This is a genomic window from Priestia sp. YIM B13489 (assembly GCF_042787645.1).
Taxonomy (GTDB): domain Bacteria; phylum Bacillota; class Bacilli; order Bacillales; family Bacillaceae_H; genus Priestia; species Priestia megaterium.
Window position 1 is genome coordinate 260,148 of record NZ_JBHZOQ010000036.1, and the last position, 26,125, is coordinate 286,272.

27 protein-coding genes and 2 riboswitches are annotated in these 26,125 nt (G+C 37.6%); of the genes, 17 read left to right on the forward strand and 10 right to left on the reverse strand.

Going from position 1 to position 26,125, the window contains the following annotated elements:
* Positions 1 to 35 precede the first annotated feature (35 nt).
* From iolC to ACFX4W_RS03205, 6 genes are all read left to right on the forward strand, one after another.
* Entirely contained in the window at positions 36 to 1,043 is a 1,008-nt protein-coding gene (gene iolC / locus ACFX4W_RS03180; protein WP_043982693.1) for a 5-dehydro-2-deoxygluconokinase, read from the forward strand.
* Positions 1,044 to 1,116: 73 nt separating this feature from the next.
* On the forward strand, positions 1,117 to 2,574 hold the full coding sequence (locus tag ACFX4W_RS03185; protein WP_043982695.1) for a CoA-acylating methylmalonate-semialdehyde dehydrogenase: 1,458 nt from the start codon (positions 1,117 to 1,119) through the stop codon (positions 2,572 to 2,574).
* 112 nt (positions 2,575 to 2,686) lie between these two features.
* Complete coding sequence (gene iolD, locus ACFX4W_RS03190) at positions 2,687 to 4,621, forward strand: 3D-(3,5/4)-trihydroxycyclohexane-1,2-dione acylhydrolase (decyclizing) (protein WP_043981664.1); 1,935 nt, start codon at positions 2,687 to 2,689, stop codon at positions 4,619 to 4,621.
* 84 nt (positions 4,622 to 4,705) lie between these two features.
* Positions 4,706 to 5,602: a myo-inosose-2 dehydratase gene (gene iolE, locus ACFX4W_RS03195; protein WP_043981665.1), complete on the forward strand. Its 897-nt coding sequence runs from the start codon at positions 4,706 to 4,708 to the stop codon at positions 5,600 to 5,602.
* A 60-nt stretch (positions 5,603 to 5,662) separates the two neighbouring features.
* Positions 5,663 to 6,688, forward strand: coding sequence for a LacI family DNA-binding transcriptional regulator (locus ACFX4W_RS03200; RefSeq protein WP_043981666.1), 1,026 nt, complete (start codon positions 5,663 to 5,665; stop codon positions 6,686 to 6,688).
* A gap of 133 nt (positions 6,689 to 6,821) precedes the next feature.
* Positions 6,822 to 7,610 (forward strand): 5-deoxy-glucuronate isomerase, encoded by a 789-nt coding sequence (locus ACFX4W_RS03205; protein WP_043981667.1) that lies wholly within the window; start codon positions 6,822 to 6,824, stop codon positions 7,608 to 7,610.
* Positions 7,611 to 7,865: 255 nt separating this feature from the next.
* Here the strand turns inward: ACFX4W_RS03205 and ACFX4W_RS03210 are convergent, their stop codons facing one another.
* From ACFX4W_RS03210 to ACFX4W_RS03220, 3 genes are all read right to left on the reverse strand, one after another.
* The gene (locus tag ACFX4W_RS03210) at positions 7,866 to 8,084 is read right to left on the reverse strand and encodes a hypothetical protein (RefSeq protein ID WP_013055227.1); all 219 of its coding nucleotides are present in this window, start codon (positions 8,082 to 8,084) and stop codon (positions 7,866 to 7,868) included.
* A 348-nt stretch (positions 8,085 to 8,432) separates the two neighbouring features.
* A complete protein-coding gene (locus ACFX4W_RS03215; RefSeq protein WP_013055229.1) occupies positions 8,433 to 9,299 on the reverse strand; it encodes a YitT family protein in 867 nt (288 codons plus the stop codon).
* Between the two features lie 382 nt (positions 9,300 to 9,681).
* On the reverse strand, positions 9,682 to 10,092 hold the full coding sequence (locus ACFX4W_RS03220; protein WP_043981668.1) for an Lrp/AsnC family transcriptional regulator: 411 nt from the start codon (positions 10,090 to 10,092) through the stop codon (positions 9,682 to 9,684).
* Positions 10,093 to 10,288: 196 nt separating this feature from the next.
* Positions 10,289 to 10,333: riboswitch (PreQ1 riboswitch) on the forward strand.
* A gap of 9 nt (positions 10,334 to 10,342) precedes the next feature.
* Here ACFX4W_RS03220 and ACFX4W_RS03225 point away from each other — a divergent pair.
* From ACFX4W_RS03225 to ACFX4W_RS03235, 3 genes are all read left to right on the forward strand, one after another.
* Positions 10,343 to 10,831, forward strand: a complete 489-nt coding sequence (locus ACFX4W_RS03225; RefSeq protein WP_013081607.1) for a QueT transporter family protein — start codon at positions 10,343 to 10,345, stop codon at positions 10,829 to 10,831.
* A 434-nt stretch (positions 10,832 to 11,265) separates the two neighbouring features.
* The gene (locus ACFX4W_RS03230) at positions 11,266 to 11,715 is read left to right on the forward strand and encodes a hypothetical protein (RefSeq protein WP_043981669.1); all 450 of its coding nucleotides are present in this window, start codon (positions 11,266 to 11,268) and stop codon (positions 11,713 to 11,715) included.
* A gap of 64 nt (positions 11,716 to 11,779) precedes the next feature.
* Complete coding sequence (locus ACFX4W_RS03235; protein WP_162215209.1) at positions 11,780 to 12,127, forward strand: hypothetical protein; 348 nt, start codon at positions 11,780 to 11,782, stop codon at positions 12,125 to 12,127.
* A 56-nt stretch (positions 12,128 to 12,183) separates the two neighbouring features.
* Here ACFX4W_RS03235 and ACFX4W_RS03240 read toward each other — a convergent pair whose 3' ends face one another.
* Positions 12,184 to 13,620 (reverse strand): DHA2 family efflux MFS transporter permease subunit, encoded by a 1,437-nt coding sequence (locus ACFX4W_RS03240; protein WP_043981671.1) that lies wholly within the window; start codon positions 13,618 to 13,620, stop codon positions 12,184 to 12,186.
* 21 nt (positions 13,621 to 13,641) lie between these two features.
* On the reverse strand, positions 13,642 to 14,217 hold the full coding sequence (locus ACFX4W_RS03245; RefSeq protein ID WP_043981672.1) for a TetR/AcrR family transcriptional regulator: 576 nt from the start codon (positions 14,215 to 14,217) through the stop codon (positions 13,642 to 13,644).
* A 339-nt stretch (positions 14,218 to 14,556) separates the two neighbouring features.
* Here ACFX4W_RS03245 and rluF point away from each other — a divergent pair, with 339 nt between their 5' ends.
* Entirely contained in the window at positions 14,557 to 15,264 is a 708-nt protein-coding gene (gene rluF / locus ACFX4W_RS03250; RefSeq protein ID WP_025601719.1) for a 23S rRNA pseudouridine(2604) synthase RluF, read from the forward strand.
* A 36-nt stretch (positions 15,265 to 15,300) separates the two neighbouring features.
* On the opposite strand, the gene ACFX4W_RS03255 is transcribed toward rluF, so the two are convergent.
* Complete coding sequence (locus tag ACFX4W_RS03255; protein ID WP_043981673.1) at positions 15,301 to 16,254, reverse strand: TRM11 family SAM-dependent methyltransferase; 954 nt, start codon at positions 16,252 to 16,254, stop codon at positions 15,301 to 15,303.
* A gap of 260 nt (positions 16,255 to 16,514) precedes the next feature.
* On the opposite strand from ACFX4W_RS03255, the gene ACFX4W_RS03260 reads away from it, so the two are divergent.
* The 5 genes from ACFX4W_RS03260 to ACFX4W_RS03280 all read left to right on the forward strand — a co-directional run bounded on the left by ACFX4W_RS03260 (position 16,515) and on the right by ACFX4W_RS03280 (position 21,071).
* On the forward strand, positions 16,515 to 16,673 hold the full coding sequence (locus tag ACFX4W_RS03260; protein ID WP_013055238.1) for a hypothetical protein: 159 nt from the start codon (positions 16,515 to 16,517) through the stop codon (positions 16,671 to 16,673).
* 167 nt (positions 16,674 to 16,840) lie between these two features.
* The gene (locus ACFX4W_RS03265) at positions 16,841 to 17,230 is read left to right on the forward strand and encodes a tautomerase family protein (protein ID WP_013055239.1); all 390 of its coding nucleotides are present in this window, start codon (positions 16,841 to 16,843) and stop codon (positions 17,228 to 17,230) included.
* Positions 17,231 to 17,589: 359 nt separating this feature from the next.
* Positions 17,590 to 18,594, forward strand: a complete 1,005-nt coding sequence (ftsZ, locus tag ACFX4W_RS03270; protein ID WP_013055240.1) for a cell division protein FtsZ — start codon at positions 17,590 to 17,592, stop codon at positions 18,592 to 18,594.
* Positions 18,595 to 18,596: 2 nt separating this feature from the next.
* A riboswitch (cobalamin riboswitch) is annotated at positions 18,597 to 18,786 on the forward strand.
* A 144-nt stretch (positions 18,787 to 18,930) separates the two neighbouring features.
* Positions 18,931 to 20,472 carry a nickel ABC transporter substrate-binding protein gene (nikA, locus tag ACFX4W_RS03275; RefSeq protein ID WP_043981674.1) on the forward strand — a complete coding sequence of 514 codons (1,542 nt, stop codon included), beginning with the start codon at positions 18,931 to 18,933 and terminating at the stop codon, positions 20,470 to 20,472.
* A gap of 71 nt (positions 20,473 to 20,543) precedes the next feature.
* Positions 20,544 to 21,071, forward strand: coding sequence for a GNAT family N-acetyltransferase (locus ACFX4W_RS03280; protein ID WP_052500341.1), 528 nt, complete (start codon positions 20,544 to 20,546; stop codon positions 21,069 to 21,071).
* 311 nt (positions 21,072 to 21,382) lie between these two features.
* On the opposite strand, the gene ACFX4W_RS03285 is transcribed toward ACFX4W_RS03280, so the two are convergent.
* Positions 21,383 to 22,684: a CitMHS family transporter gene (locus ACFX4W_RS03285; RefSeq protein ID WP_043981675.1), complete on the reverse strand. Its 1,302-nt coding sequence runs from the start codon at positions 22,682 to 22,684 to the stop codon at positions 21,383 to 21,385.
* Between the two features lie 143 nt (positions 22,685 to 22,827).
* Entirely contained in the window at positions 22,828 to 23,271 is a 444-nt protein-coding gene (locus ACFX4W_RS03290) for a YfmQ family protein (RefSeq protein ID WP_043981676.1), read from the reverse strand.
* A 194-nt stretch (positions 23,272 to 23,465) separates the two neighbouring features.
* Here ACFX4W_RS03290 and ACFX4W_RS03295 point away from each other — a divergent pair, with 194 nt between their 5' ends.
* Entirely contained in the window at positions 23,466 to 23,603 is a 138-nt protein-coding gene (locus ACFX4W_RS03295) for a lmo0937 family membrane protein (RefSeq protein ID WP_013055244.1), read from the forward strand.
* Positions 23,604 to 23,635: 32 nt separating this feature from the next.
* On the opposite strand, the gene ACFX4W_RS03300 is transcribed toward ACFX4W_RS03295, so the two are convergent.
* Both ACFX4W_RS03300 and rarD read right to left on the reverse strand, forming a co-directional pair.
* On the reverse strand, positions 23,636 to 24,406 hold the full coding sequence (locus ACFX4W_RS03300; protein ID WP_043981677.1) for a TatD family hydrolase: 771 nt from the start codon (positions 24,404 to 24,406) through the stop codon (positions 23,636 to 23,638).
* 66 nt (positions 24,407 to 24,472) lie between these two features.
* Positions 24,473 to 25,393 carry an EamA family transporter RarD gene (gene rarD, locus ACFX4W_RS03305; protein WP_043981678.1) on the reverse strand — a complete coding sequence of 307 codons (921 nt, stop codon included), beginning with the start codon at positions 25,391 to 25,393 and terminating at the stop codon, positions 24,473 to 24,475.
* Between the two features lie 335 nt (positions 25,394 to 25,728).
* Between rarD and ACFX4W_RS03310 the strand changes: the two genes are divergently transcribed.
* Entirely contained in the window at positions 25,729 to 26,124 is a 396-nt protein-coding gene (locus tag ACFX4W_RS03310; RefSeq protein ID WP_377559234.1) for an SET domain-containing protein, read from the forward strand.
* The last annotated feature ends 1 nt before the right edge of the window (position 26,125 follow it).

Genomic DNA, 26,125 nt, shown 5'->3' on the forward strand with positions numbered 1-26,125 from the left:
CTTTTAAGAAAGCGCTTAACTAAGGAGGAATAAAGATGAATCCGCTTGTTTTTAAAGAAAATCGTGGGTTAGATTTCATCGCTGTTGGCCGTTTATGTATTGATTTAAATGCAAATGAAACACAGCGTCCAATGGAAGAGACTAAAACATTTACTAAATATGTCGGAGGCTCTCCGGCTAATATTGCGATTGGAGCAGCAAGGCTAGGCTTAAAAACCGGTTTTATCGGAAAAGTATCAGATGATCAAATGGGACGCTTCATTATGGATTATCTGCAAAAAAATAAGATTAATACAGATAGCATTGTTGTTGATAAAACGGGGGCCGTAACGGGGCTTGCTTTTACGGAAATCAAGAGCCCTACAGATTGCAGCATCTTAATGTATCGTGATAACGTAGCGGATTTAAAGCTAAGTCCTACAGAAGTATCCGAAGAATATATCAAACAGTCAAAGGCACTTTTAATATCTGGAACAGCTCTTGCGCAAAGTCCTTCTCGTGAAGCAGTGTTTTTAGCACTAGAACACGCACGCAAGCATGAAGTTGTAGTGTTTTTTGATATCGACTATCGTCCATATACATGGGAATCGGAAGCTGAAACGGCAGTCTATTTTAATTTAGCCGCTGAAAAATCAGATGTAATTATTGGTACGCGAGAAGAGTTTGACATGATGGAAAAACTTTTAAATTATAAAGAATCTAATGATCAAGTAACAGCAGAGCGCTGGTTTTCTCACCATGCTCAAATCGTCGTGATTAAGCACGGTGGAGAAGGGTCTATTGCCTATACAAGAGATGGTAAATCTCACCGCGGAGGAATATTTAAAACAAAAGTTCTGAAAACGTTTGGCGCTGGTGATTCATATGCTTCAGCCTTTATTTACGGATTGATGCAAGGGCTGGAAATTCCACAGGCAATGCGATTGGGGGGTGCCTCCGCTTCGATTGTAATTTCAAAACACAGCTGTTCAGATGCTATGCCGACAAGCGTTGAGCTCTTCAACTTTATGGAGACAGCAACGGAAGTTTTGCAGGAAGTTTAATAAACAAAGGGAAAATCTTGAGAGATTAAAGGAATAGCAACTTATTAAAATGAGATAAAGGGAGAGATATTCTATGACACAGACAGCAGTAAAAACAGTAAAAAACTATATTGGTGGACAATGGATTGAATCAGCTACATCAAAAACGGAACCTGTGTATAACCCAGCGACAGGTGAATTAATCGCACAGGTACCTCTTTCTACAAAAGAAGACGTAGATCAAGCGGTGCAAGCAGCAAATGAAGCGTTCAAAGGGTGGGCAAAAACAGCCGTGCCTAAACGTGCACGAATTTTATTCAAGTATCAGCAGCTATTAGTAGATAACTGGGATGAATTAGCAAAGTTAGTGACGGTTGAAAACGGAAAAAGCTTTAACGAAGCGCGAGGCGAAGTGCAGCGTGGTATTGAATGTGTAGAATTTGCGGCGGGTGCTCCTACGTTAATGATGGGGAAACAGCTTCCTGATATTGCAACAGACATTGAGTCTGGCATGTACCGCTACCCAATTGGTGTCATTGGGGGAATTACGCCGTTTAATTTTCCAATGATGGTTCCTTGCTGGATGTTCCCGCTTGCGATCGCTTGCGGCAATACATTTGTGTTAAAGCCTTCTGAGCGTACACCGCTTTTAGCTGCAAGATTAGTAGAATTATTTGAAGAAGCTGGTTTGCCAAAAGGTGTATTAAACATTGTAAACGGCGCGCATGATGTGGTAAACGGTCTTCTTGAACATAAGTTAGTGAAAGCTATTTCGTTTGTAGGTTCCCAGCCTGTAGCTGAGTACGTGTACAAAAAAGGTACGGAAAACTTAAAGCGTGTTCAAGCTTTAGCCGGTGCTAAAAACCATTCAATTGTATTAAAGGATGCAGATTTGAACGTAGCAACAAAACAAATTATCGGAGCCGCTTTTGGTTCAGCAGGTGAACGTTGTATGGCAGCATCTGTTGTTACTGTACAAGAAGAAATTGCGGATCAGCTAATTGAAAGATTAGTAGAGGAAGCAAATGATATTGTAATTGGCGACGGCTTAGAAGAAAATGTCTTCTTAGGACCAGTTATTCGTGAAAATCATAAAGAGCGTACGCTCAGCTATATTGAATCAGGCGTGCAAGAAGGAGCAAAGCTTATTCGTGACGGTCGCACAGATGCAGCAGTAAATGGCAATGGCTACTTTGTCGGACCAACGATTTTTGATCATGTTACGCAAGAAATGAAAATTTGGCAAGATGAAATTTTTGCACCTGTGCTGTCCATTGTACGTGTGAAAACATTAGAAGAAGCTATTGAAGTAGCTAATAACTCTCGATTTGCAAACGGTGCTTGTATTTATACAGATAGCGGCGCAAGTGTACGTGAGTTCCGTGAAAATATTGAATCTGGTATGTTAGGAGTAAATGTAGGGGTACCGGCACCTATGGCATTCTTCCCATTCTCTGGCTGGAAAGATTCTTTTTATGGTGATCTTCATGCAAACGGTACGGATGGCGTGGAGTTTTATACAAGAAAGAAAATGGTAACAACGCGCTGGTAAGTAATTCATTAAAAATCGCATCTCATTTTTAAAGGAAGTATCAGGAATTAAAGATATTCCTTATGCTTCCTTTTTTAAAATCGCAATCTAGTACTAGAAGGGAGAAAGAAGCATGGAAACAGTTAGAATGACGACGGCACAAGCATTAGTGAAGTTTTTAAATCAGCAGTATGTTGAATTTGATGGAAAGCAGCATCAGTTTATTAAAGGGATTTTTACAATTTTCGGGCACGGAAATGTGGTAGGTCTTGGGCAAGCTTTGGAAGAAGATCCAGGAAATCTAGATGTATATCAAGGACGTAATGAACAAGGAATGGCCAATGCAGCGATGGCTTTTGCAAAACAAAAACATCGAAAGCAAATTATGGCTTGCACATCTTCAGTGGGGCCAGGTTCAGCAAATATGGTTACAACGGCAGCCACTGCTTCAGCTAATAATATTCCAATTTTGCTGCTTCCTGGTGATGTATTTGCAACTAGACAGCCGGATCCCGTTTTGCAGCAAATTGAACAGTCATATGATTTATCTATTTCTACAAACGATGCTTTTCGACCAGTGAGTAAGTACTGGGATCGCGTAAGCCGCCCTGAACAATTGATGACAGCTATGATTAATGCGATGCGTGTATTAACGAATCCAGCAGATACGGGAGCTGTAACTATTTGTTTGCCTCAAGATGTGCAGGGGGAAGCATGGGATTTTCCAGCTTATTTCTTCCAAAAGCGCGTTCACCGCATTGAGCGCCGCCTTCCGACTAGGGACAGTCTAGCAGATGCAATTCAATTAATGAAAACAAAGAAAAAGCCAATCATCATTTGTGGAGGAGGCGTTCGGTATTCAGAAGCTGTAAAAGAGTTAAAACAATTTGCTAGTGAGTTCCATATTCCATTTGGAGAAACTCAAGCAGGGAAAAGTGCCGTTGAAAGTGACTATCGCTATAATCTGGGCGGAATAGGTGTAACAGGGAACTCAGCTGCTAATACAATCGCTAAAGAAGCAGATTTAGTAATTGGAGTAGGCACTCGATTTACTGATTTTACAACAGCATCTAAACAGCTTTTTCAAAATCCCAACGTGCAATTTCTTACCATTAACACGTCTGAATTTCATGCAAATAAACTTGATGCTGTGAAACTTGTAGCTGATGCAAAAGAAGGATTGCTTGCTCTTATGAAAGAGCTAAAATTAATTGGCTATCAGTCTGGTTATACAACAGAAATTGCAAATGCTAAAGACGCATGGGAAACAGAATTAGAGCGTCTGCATAACATACGTTTTACTGGTGCAGATTTTGTTCCGGAAATACAAGGTCATTTAGATGAAAGCTTAGCTGAATATGTAGAATCACTTGGTACTCAATTAACGCAAACCGAAGTAATTGGAGAGGTGAATAAGCTCCTTGATGACAACTCCGTCATTGTTGGTGCAGCAGGAAGTCTTCCAGGCGACTTACAGAGAATGTGGAAGTCTATTAAACCTAATACCTATCATATGGAATATGGATATTCATGTATGGGATATGAAGTATCAGGCGCACTTGGAGTTAAGCTGGCAGAACCAGCTAAAGAAGTGTATGCGATGGTTGGAGATGGAAGCTATCAAATGCTTCATTCAGAGCTTATTACAAGCCTTCAAGAAAGAAAAAAGATAAACATTTTACTGTTTGATAACTCAGGCTTCGGGTGCATTAATAACCTTCAAATGTCAAACGGTATGGGGAGCTTTGGCACAGAGTTTCGTTATCGAAACGATGAAACAGGAAAACTAAACGGAAACGTGATGAAAATTGATTTTGCAGCCAGCGCCGCAGGCTACGGTGTAAAAACGTATCGCGTAAGTTCTCTTGAAGAATTAAAAACGGCGATAGAAGATGCACAAAAACAAGAGGTTTCTACGCTAATTGATATTAAAGTACTGCCAAAAACTATGACGAACGGTTATGAATCATGGTGGCATGTAGGAGTAGCAGAGGTATCTAAAAATCAGCATGTACAGGAAGCTTATGAAGATAAGGTGAAAAACCTTGAAATGGCAAGAGTTTATTAAGGAGCAGGAGAAAATGAGGTTGTTGAAGAGAAACATTCGATAAATATAAAAGAGGTTTTAATTTCATATAAGGGAGAGGAAGAGATGTTCAAGGAAAATACGGTCAAACTGGGGATTGCTCCAATTGCTTGGACAAATGATGATATGCCTGAACTGGGAGCTGAAAATACATTCGAACAGTGTATCAGTGAGATGGCTTTAACCGGTTTTAAAGGAAGTGAGGTCGGAAACAAATATCCGCGAAATGTTTCAATCTTAAAAAAGGCATTATCGCTTCGGAATTTGGAAATTGCAAGTGCATGGTTTAGTACATTTTTAACAACAAAGCCGCTGGAAGAAACGGTAACGCCATTCATTGAACATCGCGATTTTTTATACGAAATGGGAGCAAAAGTAATTGTTGTGTCTGAACAAGGGCACAGCATTCAAGGGTTGATGGATGTTCCTTTATTTAAAGAAAAGCCTGTGTTCACGCCAACAGAGTGGAGCAGACTTGCAGAAGGCCTGCACCATCTTGGGAAACTGGCACGAGAAAAAGATATGCATATTGTCTATCATCATCATATGGGAACAGGTGTACAAACAACAGAAGAAATTGAGCAGCTAATGGAGCTTACCAATCCGGAGCTTGTTTCGCTGCTATTTGATACCGGTCATCTTGTCTTTTCAGGAGCAGAACCTCTTTATATCTTAAAAAAATATCTGCACCGTATTAAGCATGTTCATTTAAAGGATATTCGTCAAGAAGTAGTTGATCGAATCAAAGAACAAGACCTAAGTTTCTTGCAAGCGGTAAAAGAAGGAGCCTTTACTGTTCCAGGTGACGGAGCTATTGAATTTGATGAAGTATTTACTACGCTTGCCACTTCGGATTACAACGGATGGTTTGTCGTAGAAGCAGAACAGGATCCAGCCCTTGCTAATCCTTTTGAATATGCGTTAAAAGCAAGAAACTTTATTAAAGAAAAAAGCGGTCTTTAATTTCCATTGTAAAAGATTTTACGCCTTTTATGTGTTTATGAAAGGAAAGGAGGAGAGGAAATGAAGCCAACCATTTATAGTGTGGCTGAAGAAGCAGGTGTATCAATTTCTACGGTATCAAAAGTCATCAATCAAACCGGTCATATTAGTGAAAGAACAAGACAAAAAGTAATTGAGGTTATGGCGCAGTTGAATTATCATCCAAGCGTCGTAGCATCTGCTTTAACAGGAAAACCCACTAAAACGATTGGGCTTCTCGTACCTGACATCTCCAACCCTTTTTTTGCCGATTTGGCAAGAAGCATAGAAGACCGAAGTCATGAGCGAGGTTTCCATGTTGTAATGTGCAATACCGATAACGATGCGGAAAAAGAGAAAAAGTATCTATCGCTGTTAATACGTCAGAGAATCGACGGTTTAATTGTAGCTTCTGCTTTTCGCAATGCTAATCTTTTAAAAAATATGCTTAAGCAAGATATACCGATTAGCGTTATTGCTTCAGAAATTCCTCACATATCCGTTAATACAGTGACAGTGGATGACTACAAAGGGAGCTATTTAGCGACTGATTATTTGCTGTCTTTGCATCATAAAAAAATTGCGATTATTACAGAAAATGCAAAAAGCAATCACGCCCGTTTAGATGCTTTTCGAGACGTTATGCAAGAAAATGGAATCATCGTGCCGCCTCAGCACGTTATTACGACCGAAGCAAGTATTCAAAAAGGATATGAAAGTGCTAAGCAAATTTTTTCAATGAAGGAGAAAGTGACGGCTATTTTTGCTTGTAACGATTTACTGGCTATCGGAGTTATCCAAGCTGCAAAAGAATTCAAAATTGATGTACCGCAAGACTTATCAGTGATTGGCTTTGATAATACGGTTCTTTCTACTACCATTACGCCCATGTTGACGACAGTAGCACAGCCGACAAAAGAAATGGCTGTAAACGTAGTGGATTTGCTGGTTAGAGAAATGAAATATCCAGCGATGCATAAAGAACATTTGCTTCTTGAGCCAAAATTGATTGTTCGGAAATCAACGGCTCCGTTACGAAGGGAAGCCACAGCATCTACAAATAATTGAACACAATCAAGAATATTGCCGTTAATAAAAAATCCTCATAGTCACATATTTAAAATAATTTAGAGAGTCTATGAAGAAAAATGAGTAATTAGTAAATTCTTATCGCGCTACTACATAAAGGAGGAATTCAAGCATGCTAGGTAAATTAGGTGAATTAAATAACGGATACAACGTACTTACAGAAATGACCGGTCAGCACAAAGATATGCTGATGGATATTGGGATTTATAAAATGGCCCAAGGAAAAGAGGAAACTTTACTAGACAGCAGCAGTGAAACCGCTATTCTTTTACTAGAAGGAAAGATAAAGCTAGAGTGGGAAGGCCATTCGAAAGAAATTCAGCGCCAGTCCCTATTTGAAGAAGAGCCTTGGTGTTTGCACGTTTCAAAAAATGTGGAGGTCAAAATTACCGGACTTGCCGATAGTGAAGTACTAGTTCAAAAAACGGATAATGAAAAAGAGTTTTCATCAAAATTATATACGCCCGAAGATTGTCAAAACACAGTGGCTGGTGAAGGAGTATGGGAAGGTACTGCTCAGCGTGTAATCCGAACAATTTTTGACTACAATAACGCTCCTTACTCTAACCTTGTTATTGGAGAAGTTATTTCTTATCCAGGAAGATGGTCGAGTTATCCGCCTCATCATCATGACCAGCCCGAAGTGTATTACTATCGTTTTGACAAGCCACAAGGATTTGGCTGCGCAATGGTTGGAGAAGATGCGTACCGTGTAGTTGATAATAGTTTTATTACAATTCCTGGTGAATTGGATCATCCTCAAGCAACGGCTCCTGGCTATGCGATGTACTTCTGCTGGATGATTCGCCATCTCGACAATAATCCGTGGACAGACCGTATTATGGAAGAAGAGCATAAGTGGTTATTAGAGGCGGATGCAAAAATTTGGCCTGAAAAATAAATAAAGCTCTATATAAGAAATGGGTTTCAAATGTTGAAAAACCTCGAAAAAAAAATAATTATGCGTAAAATAATAGTTTATTTTTGTAAAATATGTTTTTATATGTTAAAATATAGCTTGTATTAATATTCAGGCGATGATATCGCTCTTTGCTGCAGATTCCTTTTTAGGAGTCTCTTTTTTTTGGAAACGGAAGCAACAGATACAGACGATTCGTATATAAATTAAAAAGAAAAGGAGATAAGCAGCTTACGCTTATCTCCTTTTCTTTTTAGCGTTATCTAATGCTAAGTTCTTTTTCACTACTTTTTCTAAAGCAACTTCCACGTGAACATTTTTTTCATCGATGTCATTCACAAGCACGACGGTTCCTTTTCGTCCTTTAATCTTTAAATCATCACCCGTAGAAGGAATGTTTTCCCTCAACTGGCTTAATAGAAGCTTTCTGTTTTCAAAAAAGTGGACAGCCACCATTTTATCTCACCTAATTTCATATGATATGTGTGATACAAAGATGTGTATATGAAATCCTTCCTATACATTATGTCGCCAGGGGTGGTTTTAGAACACATTGAATAGACAATTGTTACATCGATATATGAAATAAATAGGATGGCATAGTTATAAATCTTCTATTCTTGGACATACTTATACTACTAATCTAAAAAGGGATGTGGATGAAAATGAAGGTGGCTATCGGATTAAGTGTATTTACGGTCGTTACAGGAGCAATTGCGTTAGGGTCGGTTTACTTTTTAGCAGGTATCTTTTCGTTTTTCTTAACGGTTTTTTCATAAAAAAATCCACCAAGAGGTGGATTTTTTATTTAGCAGCGGCTTTTGTTTCATGAGGCGAATTGCCGATAAATCCAAATTTTCCGCCGACAACTTCTTTTACTTCGTGGATGACAATAAAAGAATTCGGGTCAATTTGCTGGATTTTCTTTTTAATTTTTAATAACTCGTTCTTTTTAATAACAACGTAGATAATGCGTTTATCTTTGTTGGCGTAGTATCCGTATCCGTAAAAGATGGTGGCTGCATTTCCAAATTCACTGGTAATAACTTGTGCTATGTCTTTGTATTGATCGGACATAATCGTCATTGCTTTTTTGTTGTGGAAACCTTCGATAACGACATCTACGATTTTGGCACAAAGATAGACGAATATAAAAGTATAGAGTGTGTTGTTGACGCCAATAGCAAAAACCGATGCTAAAATAATGACGCTGTCCATATAGAACATGCTTTTAGAAATATTATAGCCTTTTGTATAGTTTAATAAATAAGCTAAAAGCGTTGTTCCACCGGTAGATCCATCTGCGATAAAAATGAGAGCAAGTCCTGTTCCCATTAGTAAAGCCCCGAATACAATTCCTAAAATCATGTCGTGAACGTGAAAAGGAATATAGCTGACTAGACCGAGGAAAACGGACGTCATGACGGCTCCTAGAATCGTATAAAGAATCGTTTTTTTTGTTAGAAATTTATAGGCTAAGGCAATAAATATAAGGTTTACAAGAAATGTGCTGATACTTGTAGGGATATGAAATAAATAATATAAAACAAGAGCAATACCAACTGTACTTCCGTCACCTAATTTATTTGGAATGACGAAAAAATCAATGGATGCAGCAACTAAAAGTGCTCCAACAATAATTAAGATGATGTCTTTATAGATTGTTTTCAATATGCAAACCTCCTTGATTATTAGGATATTTTCATGTGTAATCTTGTTTTTAATAGTGTTTCACAAATGATAAAATAAAAAACGTCTTAGAAATTGTCTAGTTATAAAACTGATCAACTTCTAAGACGAAGAATTACGATACGTGTATAGGTCTTGATCCGGCTTTTCTATGCTTCGATGTCACCGATTATATAAACCTCTGACCGCTATGTCAACGCTATGAGAGATGTTCAACTTTTCAAAAAATAGAAGGCGGTTTCCTACATAAAAAAAGAATCCTTTGCGACGATGCAAAGGATTTTCAAATTTATTGGAATAGGGGGAATACGTTATTAGGATTACCATTTTCATAAATTAATATACCTTAATTTTTCAAAAAAATTTATTTGTTAATGACGATTGAAAGTTTGTAATTCACATGCTGATTTAGCTCTGTCAAAAAATCATTTAGTTCTTCATTTGAATGAAATTTGCATTCTAATAAGTAGCAGCCATCGCCGCTGATTTTAAAGTTGTTGATAACGTGCTCCTGCTGACTTTCTAAAAATGTAAGGTAGGGGTGGTGATGAATGCTCTGCGTATAGATATTTAAAAATGCATGGATGATGTAGCCGAGTTTTCGTTTATCAATGTTAATTGTATAGCCTTTGATAATGCCTTCATCTTCTAACTTTAATACTCTAGCAGAAGCGGCTTGTCCGGTTAAATGCACTTTTTCTCCTAATTCTTTCATCTTCATACGTCCATTTTTTGATAGTTCTTCTAGTATGCGCTTATCTGTATTATCTAACATCGCTACAAATCCTTTCGTATTTCAAATCAAAAGGCTTAACTACTTGATGTCACATATGTATACTGATACGTCTTCTATTTTATACTAAAGGAAAGTAAGAAAAAAGAGCAGTCAATATGCAAGATATAGAAAGCAGCAGTAGTTTGTAAACAGCTAGATTGACGAAAGCTTAAGCTTGCTGTATGATTCTTTGAGTGTTTACGTGGTTCGTAACCATCCCACGTTAAAAAACTAAGGAGAGAATAGTAAGATGAATATAAGAACACTTTGCGTCAACGGTCTTTTAGCTGCTATGTATATTGCTGTCAGCATGTTAATCCAGCCGTTTGGCTTCACCAATATCCAATTTCGTATATCGGAAATGTTCAATCACTTAATTGTGTTTAATAAAAAGTACGTGTACGGCATTGTGCTAGGAGTATTTCTGACGAATTTGTTTTTTTCACCAATGGTCGCTTATGATCTGGTGTTTGGGGTAGGACAATCCGTGCTATCATTACTCATTACCATTTTTTCTATGCGCTACATTAAAAATATGTGGGCTCGTATGCTTGTTAATACACTTGTATTTACGTTCACGATGTTTATTATTGCGTTTGAACTGCACTTAGCATTTGATTTACCATTTTTCTTTACATGGTTAACAACGGCTGTTGGTGAGTTCATTGTTATGCTTGTTGGAGCACCAATTATGGCTGCAATTAATAAACGTGTACAATTTAATAAGCTAGTTGGATAAAAAAGATGGGGCTGTGATAAATCTCACAGCCCCGTCTTTTTTTCTTTGTTATTCTATAAGTGTAGTGATAAACCCCTTATTATTGAAGAGCTTTTCACGCATGGACAAATTACCCATATCTAGCATGTGAAAAGAGCAGGTCGCGTTTGCGGTCTGCTCTTTTTGCGTAAGGCAATAGGAAGTATCCGGTTAGATTATTTTGAAAGAAGGAGTGACAAATCTCACAGCGCGTTCTTTTTTCTTTTGTTACGATATACATATAGTTGGCAAACTCCTTATCGAAAAGTTTTTCGCACAACAACACATTACCTATGCGTAGCAATTAAAAAAGCAGACCAATGACGGTTTGCTTTTTTAATTGTATTTTTCCATTAAATAACTTTTTTGAGTTATAATTGTAAAATAATCTTTGTTACTAGAGAGGGGATTGTTTTTTGAATAGAAAGTTAGGAATTCTTGTTTTATTAGCTTTAGCCATCTTATTTGTCGGGTGTTCAAAAGAAGAAGACAACGTTCCTTTAAGAGAACTAGAAAAGATAAGTATTAACGTAATCAAAGAACAAAAAATGAAGCAAGGAATTTCATATGAAATGGAATTAGTAAACAAGAGCGATTTGACCATCAAACAAAATAATGTATTTTTATCCTATCCCTTAAAAATGAAAAACGGTTATTCTGATAATAAATTTAAGGTGTTAGCAGAAGGAAATAAATTAAATATCAAGCCAAAACAAAAGGTGAAGTTAACGGCATTTCTTCCTTATAAAGGAACTAATAAAGAAGCGTTAGCTACTGATGAGCCTGACGTAAAGTGCATAGGGTATTGGAATAAGCTTGATGATTACCATCAATTTTCTTTTGGAGGATCCTTGAAGCAAGAATAATATATAACTATTTGTTAAATGGTGGAACTGAGCGTAAGGGATTGATAAAGGCGGTGAATGAACAGTGAGTGTAGACACGGATAGATTGATTAGCTTCTTTATTTTATGGGGAACACCCGCTGTTTTTAGTATAGTAGAGTACTGTAAACTGAGTAAAACTGAAAAAAAAGAAGCGATACGAGACTTAATATCTTTAAAATCTATTGCAACAACAGGATTTATATTGATTGGAGGAGTGATGGCGAGTTTAGGTAGAGTATTATCTCTGCTGCCTCTCCACGTTATAGGTACTTTTATTTTAGCTATTGGCGGTATCGTGGGCGCTGTTGAAGCATGGAAAACGGAAAGAAAGAAAAGTGTTGTTATCCTTGTTTTAATAGTATCTATGATTGCTTTTACATTTGTAATATAAATTCTGCATGTAACAAGAGCTGCTCAAATTATGAGCAGCTCTTATCAGTTTCTTATTTATTGCGTTTCGAGCTGCTGGTCTTTTTTCTTTAACGTAAGAGCGAGCAGGAACGAAACGACGGCGAAAGCGATGGCTACATAATAGACGGTATGGACCCCGCTTGTCATACTTTTTATTTGTAACAGCGTTTTATTCGTTTCGTTTGATTGTTGAATAAAGTGCTGAGAAGCCATGGTCATAATACTTGTATACAAAGCGGGTCCAATCGCACCTGAAACTTGGTTAATCGTATTTGAAATAGCTGAACCGTGGGCATGAAGCGGTTTTGGCACTTGATTTAAAGCAAGCGTCATCACGGGACCGATGCTTAAACCTACGCCAATTGTAAAGGCTGCGTATAAGATGGCTGCAGTCGTCGTGCTTGTTCCGCTTGAAATAGTAGTGAACAAACTTAAGATAATTGTTAAAAGGACTAAGCCCGTTAAAAGCAGCGGTTTAAATCCGATTTTGTCAAACAAACGTCCTCCCACCATAGCTGTTAGAGCCAGCGTTACGCCGCCTGGAAGCATAAGAAACCCTGTTTGCAAAGGAGACAGTCCCGCAGCCGTTTGGAAGTATAGCGGCAAAATTAACATCATTGAAAACTGAATCATCATAATAAGAAACATTAAGAAAATCGATTTTGAAAACACAGACGATCTAAAAGGCTTCATATTAATCATAGGAGAATTCAGCTTGCTTTGCTGTCTGACAAATAAAGCAAGAGCTATGACGCCAATTATGAGCGTAAGCCATACGATAGGATTACTCCATCCCGTCTCTTCACCAGCTGCGCTAAATCCATAAACAACTCCTCCAAACCCAATTGTAGAAAGAATCACAGATGGGATATGAATTGTTGGTCTAGATGTTTCAGAAACGTTACTGAGCTTGAAAAGAGCAAATAGGAAAATAAGCGCTGCTGCAATTAAAAGACCTAAAAATATAATTTGCCACGAATAATATTGAATAATTAATCCTGAAAGAACAGGTCCTATTGCCGGTGCAAATAAAATAGCTACGCTAAAAATTCCCATTACGGTGCCGCGTTTGCTAACAGGCACGAGTGTTAACATTGTGCTCATCACAAGAGGTAAAATAATGCCTGTCCCTAACGCTTGAATCATACGGCCCACAAAAAGCAGAGAAAACCAGGGAGTAGTAAATCCAATGAAGGACCCAATTAAGTAAAAGCTCATAGCCGTCACAAACAGCTGTCTTAATGTGAATCGTTGAATTAAGAAAGCAGACACCGGAACAGAGATGCCGATTACAAGCATATATCCGGTAGTTAACCACTGAGCTGAGCTCGTTCTAATGTGAAAATCTGAAATGATACTTGGCAAGGCCACGTTCATTACCGTTTCACTAATTAAGCATAAAAAATTCCCTAGAATCAAAATGAAAAGGATAAGCTTACTTTGTGTACTCATTTTTTCTTCTGTTTGTGTCATAAGTGACCTCCTTTTACTAAATTAATTTTTGTTTGCAAACAGCTTGCCAATTTGGTCAGCTGCAATTTGCATAGGGACTGTACTATTTTTAGTTAATGAAAGAGTATAAGCCCCTTCAATCCAAGACTGTATAGCTGAACCTAGCTGTCTTGCTTCCTCTTGTTCATAACCTGAACAAACTAACTTATCTGCATAAACTTGCTCCCACTCGTTATACACGGCTTCACAGGTCATGCGAAGCGTTTCGTTTGATGACCATACTTCACTCGACATAGCAGCGAGAGAGATATCCGCTTCATTTTCCACTTGTTCAAACATTCGATCAGCCATCAGTTTTATATGATATTGAATAGCTGACGCGGCATCTTCATGAGAAGCGAGGGATTTTTCGATATAAGCTTTGACTCTTTCTCCCGTTTTTTGAATAGCTTCTTTTGCTAACTGTTGTTTTCCATCCGGAAAATAATAATAAATAGATCCTCTCGGAGCGCTGCTTTCTTTTGTAATTTGACTTAGACTGGTGGCGTGATAGCCTTTTTTGCGAAAAAGTTTAGCAGCTGCGCTTAAAATTTTTTCTTTTGAATTGGTTGGTTCCATGAAAACAGCTCCCTGATATAATTACTAGTTGATCGGTCAGTATAATGGTAGCAACTCTATACTGATCAGTCAATCCAGACGTCTAGGTCTTGTATATAAGTAAAGATTGATGCAAGTTTCACAGGTGTAAGCATTGATTGAAATGTTAAGAATAAGGTTACAAAGTATTTTGGACCTATACTTCTATTACTGTTAAAAAAATATGATTAAGTAATGAAATTAAAAGAAGACGAGAAGCGTATAGCATGTTACGATAGGGACGGTATAGAAATTGGCATATGTCTGTTTCTAATAGAAGAGACAAATTTTAAAATTTTTAAATGTAAGGTTGTGATTCACCTGAGACTGAATAAATTTATTAGCGAATCTGGAAAGGCGTCAAGACGCGGGGCAGATAAGTTAATTAGTGAAGGAAGAGTAACCGTTAATGGAAAGGTTGCAAAAGTCGGAGATCAAGTTAAGCCTGGCGATGATATTCGAGTAAGCGGACAACAGCTTCGGATTGCTCGAAATAATGTATATATTGCGCTTAATAAACCAGTCGGCATTACAAGTACGAGTGAAAAAAAAGTAAAGGGAAACATCATTGATTTAGTCAATCACCCTTTGCGTATTCACCACGTTGGACGACTTGATAAGGATTCAGACGGCTTAATTTTACTTACAAATGACGGCGATATTATTAATGAAATTTTACGTGCAGAAAACAAGCATGAAAAAGAATATATTGTTGCAGTAGATAAGCCAATTACACCAGAGTTTATCAAAAACATGTCTGAGGGAGTAAAAATTTTAGGCACAAAAACGCTTCCTTGTGAAGTGACACAGCTGTCTAAGTATGAGTTTCAAATTATTTTAACACAGGGTTTAAATCGTCAAATTCGCCGTATGTGTGAAGTGCTCGGATATGAAGTGTACCGCCTTCAGCGCACTCGTATTATGAATATCCATTTAAATAACTTACCTGTTGGGCAATGGAGAGATTTAACGAAAAAAGAGCGTACGCAGCTATTCAAAGAATTAGACTATGAACCTAAAGAGTGGTAAATCAAAAGACACCAGCCTGTTAGACTGGTGTCTTTTTTATTCGCATACAACTACTTGTCTAGAAAAAACGCTTTTGCGCGCTACGCAGCGATCTGAAATAGAAAAGCCCGCTTCATGAATCATATGGTCAATCGTATCTACTGTAATCACGACTACTTTATCCGCAAAGCGGCGCGCGTGTTTTAAAATAGAAAGCTGATCTTCAGGCGTCGCGTGGGTGTAGAGATTGTAAGGCATGTCGATGATAGCTACATCATAGTGAGTTGTAACATCTGAAATCGGTCCAGTTTTGACATCACCGCTTAAGCCGAAATGCGCAATATTTTCACGAGATCCGTCAGTCACAAGTGGATTGATATCGCGTCCTACAATATCAATGCTCATTGAAAGGGCTTCTACAAGGACTGTACCGATACCGCAGCATGGATCAATCGCTTTGATTCCTTCGGGGTTTGGAACGGCAATGTTAGCTACAGCTCTTGCAAGGCGGGTACTGAGTGCTGTAGAGTATTCACGCGGTTTTTTCAAATGATGCAGCCATACTGCTTCGCTTTTTTGATATTTCCCAAAATACCAGCGTCCTTCAAATGGAACAATGCCAAACAAATGGTCAGGGTTATGCAAGTCTGCTTCTGCTACAAAATGCCAACCCACATCACGTTCAATAGCACGCTGACCTTTATAACTTATTTTTTGATCTTTTTCCAAGTCATTAATTTTCATAAAAATGAGTTTAAATGTTTTGTCTCCGAGGTCAATATCTTCTACTTGCTTACAAATATCTGCAAGGTCATCTGATTCATACATAATATCTAATCGCTCTTTGATAAAAGGGCTTCTGCTTGGATCAAGTTTAACGGCACTTTTTATGATAGGTTTCTCAGTTTCAATTTCAAAAAGAGAGCGTCTCTCTAATTGACATAGTGAGAGTTCCTCTTCGCTGCATGCGTATGTGTAGATATACTGAGGCAGCTGCGTATGGTTATTCAATATCGTATCATCCTTTATCGTATCTAATTATCCTTCTTCTCAAACAATAGCGAGAAAAGAAGAGAAAAGCAACGAATTTAAATATATTTGGCTGTGAATAATAAATTGAAGCGCTACATAGTCCACTTATTTGACAAAACATGCTAAAATAACTGGTGATAACCTGCATGTGCTGCTGTCTATACAAAAGAACTGGATCAAGGTTTCTCAAAAATCATTTACACACTGCTGACATTTTGATGAATAGGAGAGGCTACGTGATGTCTAAAAGTGATCATGAAAAGCAACAGATGAGTCGGGCTGATATGAAAAAACAAGCCAAAACATCCTCGCAAAACCTTGTGATGAACGTACTCATTGCCATTGTATCTGTATGTATTTTAGCTCTTATTATAAATGTTTTTGTACTAATGAAATGAGCCGTTATACTGCTCATTTCTTTTTGTTAAGTTGAGCTTTTATTGAAGCATTTGAGGTCTCTTTCACTAGAGAGCACATTGTGAATAGCATATCTTTTTTTTACAAATGATAGTTGTGATATGATGAGGCAATAATATATTAGACAAAAAGCTGGAGGTTACTTAGTATGCCATTACTTAGATTTGATGTAATAGAAGGAAGAGATGAAAAAGAGTTAAAAACATTACTAGACGCTGCTCACCGAGCGATGCTAGAAGCCTTTGGCGTCCCGGAGCGCGACCGTTATCAAATTGTACATCAGCATCCTGCTCATGAAATGATTATTGAAGATACAGGTCTTGGCTTTGAGAGAAGCAAGGATTTGGTTATTATAAGTGTAACGAGTAAACAGCGAACAGAAGAGCAAAAGCAAGCACTTTACAGATTAATTGTAAAAGAGCTTGGAGAGAGTTGCGGCATTCAGCCAAACGACATTATGATTTCGATTGTTGAAAACGGTAATGCTGACTGGAGCTTTGGCATGGGAGAGGCTCAATTCTTAACTGGGAAATTATAAAACGGTTTATTATCTAGAGAAGCCCTTATTTCTAAGGGCTTTTTCTCATTTTGTCTATAAAAATATTATTCTCTTAGTCACATCTTACTCAAAATTAAATACAGACATCTGTCAAATGAATGATACAATAAGCTTATATGCCATTTTGAGTGGAAAAACCATAAAAGAGTTCGGCGTACTAATTTTAGAACAACAATAAATTTACATAAAGATGTAAAGATTTAAAGGTTAAAAGAGAAGTGTATAAAATCTGTAAAACAAAAGAACAGTTACGCGTTAAACATAGGAGTAAAAGGTTCTTCACGTGTTTTTTCGGATAATAAGAGAAAGTAATTTTGATCATTGAGGAGGAACTTAGAATGTTTGGATTTGATGCAGATGTATCGCCATTAGTGCGAATTAAAGTAATTGGGGTCGGCGGTGGAGGAAATAACACCGTTAACCGTATGATTGAACACGGTGTACAAGGAGTAGAATTTATCGCCGTTAATACGGATGCTCAGGCGCTTAACTTATCTAAAGCAGATGTGAAAATGCAGATTGGTGCGGCCTTAACGCGAGGATTAGGTGCAGGAGCTAATCCAGAAGTGGGAAGAGAAGCAGCCGAAGAAAGCAGAGAACAAATTCAAGAAGTACTGCAAGGCGCAGATATGGTATTCGTAACAGCTGGCATGGGCGGAGGAACCGGTACTGGAGCAGCTCCGGTTATTGCCCAAATTGCCCGTGAACTAAATGCTTTAACAATTGGAGTAGTCACTCGCCCGTTCAAGTTTGAAGGAAATAAACGTACGAAGCAAGCAGTAGGCGGTATTACTGCGATGAATGAATCGGTAGATACCCTTATTGTGATTCCAAACGACCGCTTGCTTGAAATTGTCGATAAAAAGACGCCTATGCTTGAAGCATTCCGTGAAGCAGATAATGTTCTTCGCCAAGGTATTCAAGGTATTTCAGATTTAATCGCTGTTCCGGGGCTGATTAACCTTGACTTTGCTGATGTAAAAACAATCATGTCTAATCAAGGATTTGCGCTTATGGGTATCGGACGAGCTTCTGGATCAGACCGGGCAATTGAAGCAGCGAAAAAAGCGATTTCTAGTCCGCTGCTAGATGCATCGATTGATGGAGCAAGAGGCGTGCTGTTGAACATTACGAGCGGCAGCAGCCTGAGTCTTTACGAAGTACAGGAAGCAGCAGATATTGTCACGTCTGCTTCTGATCAGGACTTAAATATGATTTTTGGGTCCGTGATTAATGAAGATTTAAAGGACGAAATGATGGTAACCGTTATTGCTACTGGATTTGATGATGAAGATGTTTCACCATCAGCTTCTACTTCTAGAGTTTCAAGAGCACGCTACTAAATTAAATAACCAGTTTTTATGGTGGCAATTGTTTTTCAATTGCCTTAAAAGGGAATCCGGTGCAAATCCGGAGCGGTCCCGCCACTGTAACAAGGAGCCTTATGTCAAAAAGCCACTGTCTATTTAGAGACGGGAAGGCGGTATAAGGCAATGACTTGAAGCCAGGAGACCTGCCATAAATCGCAGCACACAATAACCTACGAGGATAGGGAGGTGTTTTGGCAGAATCAAAAATAAGATAAACAAGGGATACGTTTATCTGAATTTGTTTTGAAGACAAGCACTTCTTTTTAGAAGTGCTTTTTTTGTGTATTAAAATAGAAGGTGGAAAAATCAATGATAAATAATAAAAAACTCGTATCTATGATATTTCTTGTGTTACTTTGCCTCACTGCTTGCGCTCCTAATGAAGAGAGCATAAGTATAAAAGAAAGAAAGAAAACGGATAAAAGTGTGACGTTTTTATTTAATTTTACATCTGCAACGCTTGATCCTCATACGGATGATAATTATACAGCAGTTCGTGCGGGAGTAGGGGAGACGCTTGTTAAAATCAGCAATGATTTAAAAATAAAGCCCTGGCTTGCTGAAAAGTGGAAAACGGAAGATAACGGTCTTACGTGGACATTTACGATAAGAAAGAATATTACGTTTCAAAATGGTAAAGCGCTAGATGCAAATGCCGTTAAGTCTTCTCTTCAAAGAACGATAGATCAAAGTTATGCGATGAAAAACGCTTTAAATATTAAAGAAATCAAAGCGAACGGTCATGCGCTGACAATTACATTAAAAGAACCAATGCCTAAATTTCCTTCTGAGTTAGTGCATCCAAACACAGCTATTATAGATGTTGATGTTTCTAATATAGCTAAGAAGCCTATTGGCACAGGTCCATTTCAAGTTTTGACTTTCGATCAAGGAAATCAAGTGAAGTTAGAAAGATATGAACATTATTGGAATGGGAAAGTAAAATTGAAAAATGCGATCTTTGCATTTAACGAAGATGCTAATGCGCGAGTTGCGGCTCTTCAGTCCGGAACAGCCGATATTATTTATCGTCCGCCTTTAGAAAGTTTGGGCACTTTACAAACAGATCCGTCTTTTAAGGTAAGTGGAGTACCCAGTGTGCGTACACATTTATTACTTTATAATCAAACCAATGACGCATTAAAAGACGAAAATGTAAGAAAAGCTATCGATACCTTACTGAACCGAAAAGAAATTGTCAGCAGCATCATGAACAATCAAGCGGCAGCAGCTCGAGGTCCATTTTTATCCCAATTTCCTTTTGCTGATAATAATGCTAATGAGCAAAGAGGTATGCCATCTGCTAAAAAATATTTAGAGAAAGCAGGCTATCAAATTAAAAATGACAAAACAATCAAAAATGGAAAGCCATTATCGCTCTCTCTTGTCACATACAGCTCTCTGCCAGAACTTCCTTTGATTGCTCAGCTTATACAGTCTAATGCGAAAGAGTTAGGAATTACTATTAAGATTCATCTCGTTGAGGACAGCGATGAATATGTAATGGCAAAAGACGATTGGGATTTAGCACTGTACAGTCTTATCACTGCACCTAGAGGAGATGCAAGCTATTATTTAAGTACGAACTATTTGCCGGGCGGTGGTTTAAATGCCAGCCGGATTGATGATGAGAAGCTAACAAAAATGATTCAGCAGTTAAATTTAACCGTAGATGACGCAAAGCGAGATCAGTTAGCTAAGCAAGCAACCGCTTTGATTAATGCAGAAATGCTGACGTCATCGATTGTACATCCAAACATTGTTGTTGCTTATAATCAAAAGGTGAAAAACTGGACCACAAATCCAAGCGAGTATTATATGCTGACTCAGCATTTAGACGTAACGCCATAGTCAATATTGTGTTGTTCCTATAGGAAAAAGAGAAAGTATACAATGATAGATCAAAGGATGTGACAGTAAACGTGCAAGAAGTACCAATGTATCAAATTAAAGAAGTAAAAGAAAAGGATGCTGAAGTGATTCAGTTTGTCATGAATATGCGGAATGAGCTATTTCCTATGATGGAAAAAAATCAGCTTCCTGTGGATTTGCTTCATTTTAATGAATATTATGTTCAAGCGAAAGGCGCTGCTTTTTTTGCAGCTGTCACGGAAAATCAACAAGTAATTGGAACAATTGGTTTATACGCTTACGATGGAAGGTTTCATGCATTAAAAAAGCGATATGAACATAAAACTGCAGCCGAGATTGTAAAATGCTATGTCGATCCAGCATACCGGCGTCTAGGCATTGGACAGCAGCTGTTAAAGGCAGTGGAACAATTTGCTCAAAGTCATTTTTATGACACGTTGTATCTGCATACTCATCCTTTTTTACCGGGGGCTATTCCATTCTGGACTTCACAAGATTTTATCGAAAGGCTTGCTGAACAGGATGAGCCATGGAATACGCTGCACATGGACAGAAAAATACAACCGGTCGTAATGTAACGATATTATACAGTAATTACCATAGAATCTAGATAAGAGCTCATGCTATAATGAGCGTACTTACATTTATAGCCTGTAGGGCAAGTCCTTACAGAAAAGAACCGCGTTTCGAATTGGCTGAAACGTGGTTTTTTTCTACGAAAAACAAATAACAAAATATTTTTAAAAATATCTATGAAATCGCTTTCAAAATAATGAAATATATTATATAATTACTAATGTTGTGTTGTACTTTGTTAGTGTTAAATCAATATCCTACATGTGTGAGCCGATTGCCTTATGGTAGTCGGCTTCCTTTTTTATGGTAGAGTCTAAAAGGAAATAGCATTCGTTAAAATGGCTGTAATTGTCATCACAATAGTTGTTCCAAAGGCCCACTTGAAAAGAAACTTTTGATGCTCCCCGAAATCTACTTCAACCAGCCCAATCAGAATGAAAGTAGCGGGTACTAAAGGAGATAGGGGAAACCCAGTTGTGGAATGTCCCAATAAAGCTGCTCGTCCTATTTCTACAGGGTCTACACCAAAATTAGCTGCTGTATGGCTAATAACAGGTAAAATGCCAAAATAATAAGCATCAGGTGAAAATACAAAGCTAAGAGGAAGGCTCGTTATTGCTACAACTAAGGGAAGGTGAGAGCCCAGCCATTCAGGAGTGAGGCTGACAATGGTATTAGCCATGGCATCCATCATTTTTGTTTCTGTAAAAACGCCTGTAAAGATTCCGGCTGCAAAAACCAACGTACTAACCATTACAAAGCTGTTTGCATGACTTAAGATTCTTTCCTGCTGTTCTTTTGGATGAGGAAAATTAACAAATAAAGCAATGGCAAAAGCAATAGCAAATAAAATAGGAATAGGGAGTATGTCTACGACCAAGAGAGTCATTAAGCACAGTGTCAATAAGGCATTAAACCAAAAGAGTCTAGGTGGCTTCCCAGGGGTCTCATGAACTGAAAGCTGTTCAGCAAAAGCCATTGATGAACCTTTTAAATGAATGGTTCCTAAGCGCGCTTTCTCTCTCTTTCCGAGTAGATATGCTGAAAATAAAGTCCACATCAATCCCGCTGCCATAGCTGGAATAAGAGGGTTAAATAGATCTGATACTTCTAATTGCAAACTTGCTGCGGCTCTTACGAGAGGACCTCCCCAAGGAATCATATTCATAACACCTGCGCTTAAACTAATAACACAAGCCAGTATTAGTCGGTTCATTCCCAGTTTTGTGTACAAAGGAAGCAAGGCGGAAACTGTAATTAAAAATGTAGAAGAGCCGTCTCCGTCCAAGCCAACAAGCATTGTAATAACGGCAGTTGCCATTACGACTTTTAAAGGATCGCCTTTCACAATGTTTAGGACACGAGAAATCATAGGATCAAATAAACCGACGTCAATCATTAGTCCAAAATATAAAATAGCAAAAACGATCATAATGGCCGTAGGAGCTACTTTTAAAATACCATTCATCATCATATCGCCCATATGGGCACTAAAACCTCCAATTATACCAAAGAGGATAGCGACAAAAATAAAAGCAACAACCACGGACAAGCGTTTACTGATGACAAGAAATAGAAAAGTCGCAATCATTCCAAACCCTAACAAAGAAAGCATTATCCATCACCTCTTATAAGAGTTAGAAAATTATATTAATTTACATTATAGCATTAGAATTACTGTTAAAGTTTGGTATTTTTAAATAAGATAGCTTCAAACTAAAACTAAAAACCAAAAAAGCCGCCTTATAGGCGACTGGTTTAAGCTAGGTCAGCTGTTATGGACTGCTTTTGAAGGTGATCAGACAGCAGGCTGTAAGCAATAATTTTCTTTTTATACTGTTTTACGACATCGACATGATCATCATAACTGTATACGCATAATCGAACATCTTTTTTTCCTTTTTTCGTATCGATAACCAGTGGAGTTTCACTGTCTTCTAGGTGTTTATAATAGTCCTTATTTCCGTCATGGACATAATATTGTTTTAAAAATGTTGCTTTATTAAAATAATCAATCACTTGCATTTTGTCTTTGCCTTCTAAATGTTTCCCATCAACTGTGACAGTAACGCTTTGGTCATCAAGTGTTGGGTGTAATTGAAATTTAGTCATAAGCCATTTGACCACTGGAGTTGGAAGACACGTTATTAATATTTTGAGTGCACTTACAAGAATGATGGAAAGTAATACAATCCACGTCATAGTTAATCATCTCCGCTATAGTTTAAATGAAATAAGATTACATACTTATTTTACCACAGAGAACATGATTGCTTTTTGTACATTATGTGAACCTTCCTCAGTGAAAAGATGTATATGAAATACGTTTATTTATGCACATTTAGGGAAATATAAAATTATAACAAATACTACATATAAAAAAAGGAGAAAAAATTATGTTGTGGACGATTATTGGACTTTTATTTATTTTTTGGTTATTAGGATTAGTTTTTCATATTGGCGGCGGCATCATTCACATTCTTCTTGTCATTGCAGTGATTGTGCTAATCGTAAAACTTGTGAAACGAATTTAGATATAAAAGGCCTTTCCTTAGGGAAAGGCCTTTTATATGGAGATATTATAAAAACAAGACGTATTTTGATATAAAAAATCATATGCTTCCGTTTCAGAAACTCCTTTGAGACGTGCTATTTCCTCAACGGACTGATGTATCATTGATGGAACCGTTATCTGGTTTTGAAAAGGTCCTTCAAATGGCCACGGACCATCTGTTTCGACCATCAAGTAGTCAAGAGGGTATTCCATGGCAAGCGCTTGGATTTTAGGCTTATATACAATATCAGGTGTAACTGAAATATAGTAACCGTTGTTTTTCATTCGTTCAACGGTTTTTTTAGCTCCTTTGAACCAGTGGAAGTGAGCTTTAGACACGGAATGTTTTTCCAGTAAGTCACACACAATTTCAGCGTCTTCATATACAGCGTGAAGAATTAATGGTTTTCCCCATTTTTTTGAATGAATAATAAAAGCTTCAAGCAGCTCCAAATAGGGCTCTAGAGAAAGAGTATAGGTCTGACTTAAGTAATAAGGTAGACCTACCTCCCCAACAGCTATCATTTCTTCATTGTTTTGATCAATCCAGGCAAACAGCTCCGCTAATTCATTTGAAGAAGGCAGCATTTGTTCAGGATGAAATCCGTAGGCAGGTTTCACACAGGAATACAATTGGCTGATTTTTTGATTAAGTTGGCAAGACTGTAATGTGGAAGATACAGAAATAAGCGCTTGTAACGAAGGATCCTTCTCTATTATGTCTTTCCAGCTTTTCGGTTCATATTGATCGAGATGAATATGAGCGTCAATGATTTGTTTCATAAATATCGCTCGCTCCTTTCAGCCCAATTTGTTTAGAAATAATACGTAAGAAAATGTATGCTTCTGTTAGGCTTCCATTTTATTTTTTATGTATTTTTTGTTCCCCCATTTAGCAATAGATGAAAACGTATAAACAATAAGAGCTAACCAAATCAAACTAAAAGCAATAACATGAGCTTTTGTTAGCGATTCATGGTACAGAATTACTCCTGCTAGCAGAGATAAGGTTGGTGAAATATATTGAAGAATACCAAGCATTGATAATGATACTTTTTTAGCACTTTTTGTGAATAATAAGAGTGGTAGAGCTGTGACCATTCCACTTCCGATTAACAAGAGACTTGTTGAAAAAGAATCAAAAAACTGCAAGTGTGATTGAAACGTGAGGTAGCCTATGTATGCTAATGCAATAGGGGAGATGACCATCGTTTCAAGAGTTAATCCGATTGTTGAATCAGCTTTAATCTTTTTCTTTGCCAAACCATATAATCCGAAAGTAAGAGCTAAACTAAGCGAAATCCAAGGAACCACACCATAATGAAGACTGAGTGTTAATACCCCGATCGCTGCTAGTATAAATGAAAAAATTTGAGCCCCGCTTAATCTCTCTTTTAAGACAATAACACCTAATAAAACACTTGTTAGGGGATTAATATATTGTCCAAGGCTCGCTTCTACTATTTTTCCATCAATGACAGCCCACATAAAAATGCCCCAATTTGCACTAATAAGTACAGACGCAGTAAAAAGGGCCCAGAATAAGGATGGTTTTTTCATTATTTCTTTTACAAACGTAATGTATGTACGCCATTTCTTTGTTATCAATAAAAGAATAAGCATAAAAATAAAAGACCAAAAAACGCGCTGAGCTAAAATCTCCCCCGGTGCTACGTGGTGGACCAGCTTCCAATAAATTGGCGTGAGCCCCCACATAAGATAAGAAAGGACTGCATACGTTACACCCTCTTTGTCATGATTTAAGTTCATTTAAAACCTTCTTTCTAACATGAGATAAATTTGGTAATAAGAGTGATAGATTAACATAAAAAAGCAGCATAAACGATTATATCACAGAGAAAAACGATTCTTCACATGTTGAATGGCTCAAAAAAGCGCTATGCGCAAGGTCATTGCTTTTCCATGTCTAAAATAAAATCAAATTGCGAGTTTCTAACAAGGTAAGTGCTTACACAAGTGTGCATGATAAGCGCTCTTTCAGCTTATATTCAAGTGGTTATGAAAAACAGTTGATTTCCCCATTAGAAACTGTCAAGCTTAAGGAAGAAAAAAATCTTAGAGGAAAGAATATATAGGTGACGAATATGATCGAAATAAAAGCGTCTGCGATAAGCGACGGAGAATTTAACAGGGGTGTATTTGCTAAGCAAGATATTAAAAAAGGAACGCTTATTCACGAAGCTCCTGTTATCGCTTATCCTAATAAAGAGCATGATTTTATTGAGAAAACAACACTAGCGGATTATGCTTTTGAATATGGAGTGAATCATACGGCTATTCTTTTGGGATACGGTATGCTGTTTAATCACTCGTATACACCCAATGCTACGTATGAAATTAATTTTGACAATCATACCTTTGATTTTTATGCATATACGGATATCCAAGCAGGAGAAGAAATTCTCATCAACTATAATGGAGATGAAAATGATCAAGAGCTCCTTTGGTTTGATCGTGAAGATGAAGAAGAACAAAAGTAAA

Coding starts and splice junctions, on each gene's coding strand:
- ACFX4W_RS03200 (WP_043981666.1), top strand. CDS start 5,663: ATGAAGCCAACCATTTATAGTGTGGCTGAAGAAGCAGGTGTATCAATT.
- ACFX4W_RS03285 (WP_043981675.1), bottom strand. CDS start 22,684: ATGCTTTCTTTGTTAGGGTTTGGAATGATTGCGACTTTTCTATTTCTT.
- ACFX4W_RS03240 (WP_043981671.1), bottom strand. CDS start 13,620: ATGACACAAACAGAAGAAAAAATGAGTACACAAAGTAAGCTTATCCTT.
- ACFX4W_RS03210 (WP_013055227.1), bottom strand. CDS start 8,084: ATGGTGGCTGTCCACTTTTTTGAAAACAGAAAGCTTCTATTAAGCCAG.
- ACFX4W_RS03295 (WP_013055244.1), top strand. CDS start 23,466: ATGTTGTGGACGATTATTGGACTTTTATTTATTTTTTGGTTATTAGGA.
- ACFX4W_RS03300 (WP_043981677.1), bottom strand. CDS start 24,406: ATGAAACAAATCATTGACGCTCATATTCATCTCGATCAATATGAACCG.
- ACFX4W_RS03220 (WP_043981668.1), bottom strand. CDS start 10,092: ATGTTAGATAATACAGATAAGCGCATACTAGAAGAACTATCAAAAAAT.
- iolC (WP_043982693.1), top strand. CDS start 36: ATGAATCCGCTTGTTTTTAAAGAAAATCGTGGGTTAGATTTCATCGCT.
- ACFX4W_RS03185 (WP_043982695.1), top strand. CDS start 1,117: ATGACACAGACAGCAGTAAAAACAGTAAAAAACTATATTGGTGGACAA.
- ACFX4W_RS03290 (WP_043981676.1), bottom strand. CDS start 23,271: ATGACGTGGATTGTATTACTTTCCATCATTCTTGTAAGTGCACTCAAA.
- ACFX4W_RS03225 (WP_013081607.1), top strand. CDS start 10,343: ATGAATATAAGAACACTTTGCGTCAACGGTCTTTTAGCTGCTATGTAT.
- ACFX4W_RS03260 (WP_013055238.1), top strand. CDS start 16,515: ATGTCTAAAAGTGATCATGAAAAGCAACAGATGAGTCGGGCTGATATG.
- ACFX4W_RS03205 (WP_043981667.1), top strand. CDS start 6,822: ATGCTAGGTAAATTAGGTGAATTAAATAACGGATACAACGTACTTACA.
- nikA (WP_043981674.1), top strand. CDS start 18,931: ATGATAAATAATAAAAAACTCGTATCTATGATATTTCTTGTGTTACTT.
- rarD (WP_043981678.1), bottom strand. CDS start 25,393: ATGAACTTAAATCATGACAAAGAGGGTGTAACGTATGCAGTCCTTTCT.
- ACFX4W_RS03265 (WP_013055239.1), top strand. CDS start 16,841: ATGCCATTACTTAGATTTGATGTAATAGAAGGAAGAGATGAAAAAGAG.
- ftsZ (WP_013055240.1), top strand. CDS start 17,590: ATGTTTGGATTTGATGCAGATGTATCGCCATTAGTGCGAATTAAAGTA.
- iolD (WP_043981664.1), top strand. CDS start 2,687: ATGGAAACAGTTAGAATGACGACGGCACAAGCATTAGTGAAGTTTTTA.
- iolE (WP_043981665.1), top strand. CDS start 4,706: ATGTTCAAGGAAAATACGGTCAAACTGGGGATTGCTCCAATTGCTTGG.
- ACFX4W_RS03245 (WP_043981672.1), bottom strand. CDS start 14,217: ATGGAACCAACCAATTCAAAAGAAAAAATTTTAAGCGCAGCTGCTAAA.
- ACFX4W_RS03310 (WP_377559234.1), top strand. CDS start 25,729: ATGATCGAAATAAAAGCGTCTGCGATAAGCGACGGAGAATTTAACAGG.